5 protein-coding genes are annotated in these 6,337 nt (G+C 71.8%); 2 read left to right on the top strand and 3 right to left on the bottom strand.

Annotation, left to right across the window (positions count from 1 at the left end; translation table 11 throughout):
* Positions 1-1,844, top strand: a 1,844-nt coding sequence (locus tag G4D87_RS31480; protein WP_240358761.1) for an outer membrane protein assembly factor BamB family protein, incomplete at its 5' end; no start/stop codon positions are given.
* Between the two features lie 13 nt (positions 1,845-1,857).
* Here the strand turns inward: G4D87_RS31480 and G4D87_RS31475 are convergent.
* Positions 1,858-2,772 carry a hypothetical protein gene (locus G4D87_RS31475; RefSeq protein WP_176409089.1) on the bottom strand — a complete coding sequence of 305 codons (915 nt, stop codon included), beginning with the start codon at positions 2,770-2,772 and terminating at the stop codon, positions 1,858-1,860.
* 51 nt (positions 2,773-2,823) lie between these two features.
* Between G4D87_RS31475 and G4D87_RS31470 the strand changes: the two genes are divergently transcribed.
* Positions 2,824-3,855 (top strand): homoserine O-acetyltransferase family protein, encoded by a 1,032-nt coding sequence (locus G4D87_RS31470; protein WP_163786390.1) that lies wholly within the window; start codon positions 2,824-2,826, stop codon positions 3,853-3,855.
* Here G4D87_RS31470 and udk read toward each other — a convergent pair whose 3' ends face one another.
* Positions 3,856-4,491, bottom strand: a complete 636-nt coding sequence (gene udk, locus G4D87_RS31465; RefSeq protein WP_163786389.1) for a uridine kinase — start codon at positions 4,489-4,491, stop codon at positions 3,856-3,858.
* 68 nt (positions 4,492-4,559) lie between these two features.
* Entirely contained in the window at positions 4,560-6,212 is a 1,653-nt protein-coding gene (locus G4D87_RS31460) for an MbnB/TglH/ChrH family RiPP precursor modification enzyme (protein ID WP_240358760.1), read from the bottom strand.
* Between the last annotated feature and the right edge of the window lie 125 nt (positions 6,213-6,337).

Below are 6,337 nucleotides of genomic sequence, written 5' to 3'. Positions count from 1 at the left end.
TCGCCGACGTCACCCGGGCCGGGCCCAAGGCGCTCGCCACCACCGTGGGACAGGCCCTCAAGGAGCCGCTGAGAGGCCTGAACCGGCCCGCCCGTCCTCCCGACGAGGCGCCGGCCCGGCCCGCCACCCGGCGCGTGGAGCCCACGGAAATCCCAGGCTTCGGCTTCGAGCTCCGGGACGCCGGCGTCCCCACGGGCCGCGGCGCCGCGCGGGGGACAGGCGGACTGCTGGCGCCCCTGCTGGCGTCGGGCGAGGTCTGGCTGTCGCTGCCCGGAAAGCCCGAGGCCTGGCGCGTCCCTGGCCCGCCGTTCCTGACGGCGCTGGAGCTGTCGCGACAGGCGGTGGAGCTGGCGCGCGCGGTGGAGCTGGGCGAAAACCGCTTCGAGCTGGCCCCCGCGGGCGCGAAGCCTTCGCTGCTGGTCGACCTGAAGACGGGCCAGGCGAAGGCGGGGCGCGCCGGGACGCCCTTCCCGCTCGCGGGCAACGTGCTCGCCGCCGCCCTCTTCCACCTGGGCGAGTCCCTGGCCGCGGCCTTCGCGGAAGCGGACCGCGCGCTGGTGGCCAACCCGTACCGGATGGAGCTGGCGGAGCGCTGCCGCGAGGGGCTCTCACACCTGCGAGGCCCCGTGCAGCCCCCCGAGGCCCAGGGCGCGGCCCGCGAGAAGAAGGCCCGGGCCACGGGCCAGGGCACCTCCCGTCCGCTGAAGGTCCCCGGTCGCTTGCGCCGGCTGCGCTTCGAGAAGCTGTGGGAGAAGCGCGGCCTGCCGGACGCGGAGGAGTCGCGGCTGCTGCTCGGCCGGCACGGGCCGGTGTACTGCGCGCCGCAGCTGGCCTCCGCGTTCTCCCGAAAGGACGGAGCGCTGCTGTGGAAGCGCGCCGCGGCGCTGGGCGTGGCCGCGTCGGCGGATGGCCACGCGGTGGCGGCGGACATCGCGCGCGTCTACGGCTTCACGGGCCGGGGCGGCGGCGCGCGCTGGCTGCATGACCACGACGGAATCCCCCTGGGCCCGCTGCTGCTGCGCAAGGACGGCCTGCTGCTCACCCTGTCCGAGGACCGCACCGTCGTGGCCTTCGCGGAGGCCACGGGCCGCGAGGTCTGGCGCCTGGCGCCGCCGCGCACCCAGCGCAGCTGGCTGGCCACCCAGGGACACCGCGCGCTGGTGGGCACGGACTCGGGCTACCTCTATGGGCTCGACCTGGAGGACGGCCAGGTCCGCTACCGCATGCGCGCGCCCATGCCGTTCCACGGGCCCCCGGTGGCCTGGGGCCGGCGCTTCCTGGCCATGCTGGGCCGCGGCTCGCACTGGGCCATGTTGCTCGCGGACGCGCACACCGGCGAATCCGTGTGGACGTACGAGCCGAACCTGTCCCACCTGTCCGCGCCCCTGCCCGTGGGCTCGCGGGTGTTCATCGCCGGCGAGCGCGAGCGCGAAGGCATGCTGCTCTGCCTGGACGCGAAGGGCCGGCGCCTCTGGGAGCGCCCGCTGAACCTGGGGCCTGGCCCCTATGCGCTGGCCGCCCTCCCCCGCGCGGTGGTGGTGACGAGCGCCTCGGGCGCGGCCACCCGGGTGGCCGCCTCCGGCACGGTGGACTGGCGCGTGGGCGCCGCGGGCGAGCCCCTCATCAGCGCGCTCCCCGCCCATACCGCGCGCGACGTCACGCTGGTGCCAGGGGAGCGCGTCCGCGCGGTGGACCCCCGCGGCGGGCAGGTGCTCGCGGAGGTCCAGGCCGGCGTGGGGCTCGTCGCGCTCCAGGCCGACGTGCGCCTCAACCTCTACTTCCTGGACGACGCCGGCACGCTGTCCGCGTACCGGCTCGGCTCTCACTTCACGGTGGTGGAGTAACCCCCGCGAAGGCCTAGTTCGCCGCGGCCTTCGACGGGTCGATCTCCTCCTCGGGGCGCTCTTCCTGGGTGGCGCCCTCCCACGACTCGCCGGCGCCGAGCTTCCAGTCAGACGGCACGTCCAGCTTCCACACGTAGCTGGACGTCGCGGTGCCACCCGAAGCCGCGCTGGAGGAGAGGTTGATGGTCATCTCCATCTTCGCCACCTCGTTCGGCAGCAGGTCCAGATCGTAGTGCCCCAGCACCATCTGCGGGGGGAACGACGGGACGAAGCGCTCCGGGTGGTCAATCTTCATGGACGGGTCGGCGCCGCGCATCTCGCCCAGCAGCTTTCCCTTCGCGTCGGTGAGCTTCCACACCGTGTCGAACGAGGCGCTGGTCATCATCTTCAGCACCTTGCCGTCGTCCTTGAGCACGCGCTGCGCGCCCCACACCGCCAGCTGCAGGCGGATCTGCGGCTTGCCCAGCACCATCACCACGTCGGAGGAGATGATGTCCAGGCGCATGCCCTTGTCCGTGGCCGTCCACACCGGGCGGTAGCGGCCCTCGCGCAGGCTGTCGAACGTCTTGCGCGTGTACTCGTAGAAGGCCTTGCGGTCATTGGCGCGCTCATCCTTCGCGCCACGCTCCTCGCGCGCCTCCAGCTCCAGCAGGTAGTCGTCGAACTTCGTGTTCCCCTTGAAGCGCGTCAGGTGCGCGTCCACCTGCTCGAAGTAGTTCTTGAAGAAGGGCTTCAACTCATCACGGTAGCTGGCCTCGTCCGGGTTGGCGCGCATCCAACCCACCCGTTCGAGGTACTCCGCGTGAATCCGTTGCTGATCCGCATTCCGCTGGGCCTCCAGCGCGCGACTGCTCGCGCTGCGATAGCTCATGACGGCGGCAAGCAGCACACCCGCGACGATGACGATGACTCCGAAGTAGCGCTTCACGCGGCAGTCTCCTGTGCCTTTGTCCTGGCAGTGATATGAAAAATCCCCAACGTGATCCAGGCCACCGGGACGCACCTGTTCACCACGCCCCTTCCCTTGGAGGAAGGAGAGCTGCTGGGCAATCCCCAGGTGGCCTGGGCGGCCTACGGAGAACCATCAGACGGCAAAGCGGTGGTGTTGCTGCACGACCTGGCGCACTCGCACCTCGCGTTGGGCCCACTGGAGGACTCGGCGTACCAGCCCTCCGGCTGGGGACGCGCCCTGGTGGGGACGAACCTCGCGTTGGACCCCGCCGTCACCCCCGTCTTCTCGCCCGGGTTGCTCGGCAGCCCATTCGGCAGCACGTCGTCCGCGACGGTGAATCCCGCGTCGGGTGAGCGCTGGGGGCTCGAACTGCCGCCGCTCACCGTGCAGGACATGGCGCGCGCCGTGTCGGCCACGCTGCGCGCGCGGGGGCTGACGCAGGTGCGCGCGCTGGTGGGTGTGGGCCTGGGCGCCCACGTGGCGCTGCGGCTGGCGTCCCTGTTCCCGGACCTGGCCGAGGGCGTGGTGGCCATCGGCGCGGCGCGCGCGCTGCCCGAAGGCGTGCGCGAGAAGCTGGGCCTGTCCTGGCAGGTGCTGCGCGCGGACCCCGACTACCGGGACGGCCTCTACGCGCTGGATGCGCCGCCGCGCAAGACGATGCGCAAGCTGCGCCTGGACTTCCAGAAGCTGCTCTGCGGACGTGAGTTCCTGGCCTCCGCGTACCCGGCTCCCGAAGCGGCCCGCGCCGCGCTGGAGGCGGAAGCGGACGCCTTCGCGGACGCGTTCGACGCGGTGTCCTGGGCGTCGCTGTGCTCGGCGTACGCGGGCAGCGACGTGTCGGACGGCTTCTCGCGTATCCGCGCGCGGGTGCTGCTGGTGACGGGGACGTCGGATGCCATGGCCCCGGTGAACCGGGTGCGTGACACCTACCACCTGCTGAGCGCCGCGGGCGTGAGCGCCCGCTTCCTCGAGCTGCCGGGGCCCGGGGACCACGCGGCGCTGCTCCAGGACGCGGAGCGGCTCCATGGCCCGCTGAGCGACTTCCTGCGGCGCTGCTGACTAGTCCAGCCTCACGACGCCGGAGAGCTTGCCGCGGAGCGCGCCCACCAACATGCCGATGGCAATCTCGTTGTTGCCGCCGTGCGGGATGATGATGTCCGCGAAGTGCTTGGACGGCTCCACGAAGCCCATGTGCATGGGCCGCACGTGGCGCAGGTACTGGCTCACCACGTGGTCGAAGTCGCGGCCGCGGTCCTTGATGTCGCGGGTGAGGCGCCGGAGGATGCGGAGGTCGTCGTCCGCGTCGACGTAGATCTTCACGTCCATCTCATCCCGGACCTCCTTCATGTGGAGGACGAGGATGCCCTCGATGAGGATGATGTCGCCGGGGTCGACGTTCTTCGTCTGCGGCTGACGCGACGAGGTGACGAAGTCGTAGACGGGCTTCTGGATGGGCTGCCCGGACTTCAGCGCTTGCAGGTGCCGAACCAGCAGCTCCCTGTCGAAGGCATCCGGGTGGTCGAAGTTCACCTCACGCCTGTCCGCCAGCGGAAGGTCCTTCAAGTCCCGGTAATACGAATCCTGATCGATGAAGGCCACGCGGCAATCCGTCAATGCCTCGCGGACCTTGCGGGCAACGGTGGTCTTGCCGGACGCGGTGCCGCCCGCGATTCCGACGACGAGGGGGGACGCCATGGCGGCGCGAACTATCTTACCGGGACGGCCAGCGCAAGGGTTCGGTCCAATCCCGGACATTTCTCCCGCTATCCCCGGCGGAGCAGCCCACGCCCCCTCGCCTCCTCCAGCAACCCAGGCGTCACCTCCGCCTCGGCCATGGGCCGGACAGCGAGCATTCTCAGGAACTCACCCAGGGCCGGGGGCACCGACATCACCTCCGGCCCGCCTGACCTGCGCCGGGCGACGAAGGACCAGGGCCCCGGGCCGGGCCGGCGCGCCACCTGGTTGAGCGAATCCAGGCCGGACAGCTCCAACGTGCCACACGCCCAGGCCCGGGCCGTGAGATGCCGCCGCACGGCTCGGGCGGCGTGGACCAGCTCGGACAGGTCCACGGGAAGCGACCCGGCCCGCACGTCCTCCATCAACCCCACCTGCCCCGGCGCGGGCGCGGGCACCCGCCGCGTGAACAGCGACGGCAGCAGCAGCTCCAACGTCAGCGCCGCCGACGCCCCCTCATCCGGTGACTCGCGCAGGCGGCGCATGGCCCAGGACGCGAAGGCCTGCCCCGGCGTGCGCGCCACGGCGTCGAAGAGCTTCCGGTACTCCTTCGAGCCAGTGAAGGCCGCCAGCCCCTCCCGCGTGCCCGCGAGCAACAACCGGGTGAGCGGCCACTCGCGGTCCAGGACCTCCGCGACCACGGCCAGGCGGAAGTCCTGGTCCGCCAGCGTGCCCGCTTCATCTTCCACGGAGGCCACGGGCGCGGCGGCGTACCCCGCGTCGAACAAGGCCCAGGGCTGGCTGTCCTCCGTGAGGGGCGGCACGGCCGCGACGGCCGGCGGAACGCGCCACGTCAGCGGCGGACGCGCTCCCGCGGGCACCCACTGGCGCAGGCGGCGCAAGGACATCCGGGCGACCTCGGGCGGGTGGCCGTCACCCTCGAAGGTGACGGCGCGCAGTGACGGGCAGCGCGGAATCAACGAGGCCAGCAGATCGAAGAGCTCCTCGCGCACCGGCTGCGTGTGGTCATCCACGTAGAAGCTGCGCGGCCCCCGGTGCGTCACCACGCCTCCGGCGATGTGCAGCTCGATGACCTGGTCGAGCGGAAAGCCATCCAGCCCCGTCTCCAGTGGCAGGCCGGCGGAGAGCTGATGGCTGAGCAGGTGCCCCAGGTCGAGCAGCAGCGGCGCTCCGGTGCGCGCGTGCAGCTTCGCCATGAAGTCCAGCACATGCCACTGCCCGCGCCGCGCGAGCACCGCGGGGTTCTCCAGCGCGAGCGGCCTGGACAGGTGCCGCTGGACGTGGAGCGCGTGGGACACGCACGCCTCCAGGCCCGCTTCGTTGAAGGGCGGCGTGAAGTAGAGGTAGCCCGGAAAGGGCTGCCCATCCACGTGCCACCAGCCGACGTCGTTGCCCACCCAGGCGCTCTCCACGGCGCGCGCGTGGGCGTCCAACTCCCTCAAGGCCTGGCCGGGCTCCAGCGCGGGCCCCCAGAGGTTGAGGTGGACGGGATGGAAGAGCACCGGGACGTCCTGCCGCCGACGCCACATCTCCGGGAACAGCGAGGCGTGCGCCTTCGACTCCTCCAAGGAGAGCGGCGCGCTGTACTCCACGTAGTCGAAGAGGCCCGGTGACTCGTCCAGCAAGCGGTAGGGCTGCGGCACGTCCGCCACGCTCAGGTTGCTGCTCAGCCCCAGGCCCCGCCAGGGCAGTGTCCACGTCTCGGGAACCGCGTGCGTCATCCTTTCAACGTAGACGCGCCCCGCGCCCACCGCCACCCGCGACCGCCGGGCAGTAGCGCGCGGACCGCATCCGGGCTCGGGTATGCTCGCCGATTCCCCGCACCCCAGGAGGCACGATGCCCACC

This window comes from Myxococcus vastator (assembly GCF_010894475.1).
Classification (GTDB): domain Bacteria; phylum Myxococcota; class Myxococcia; order Myxococcales; family Myxococcaceae; genus Myxococcus; species Myxococcus vastator.
The sequence above is the reverse complement of the archived record's forward strand: the minus strand, read 5'-3'. Positions and strand labels throughout refer to the sequence as shown.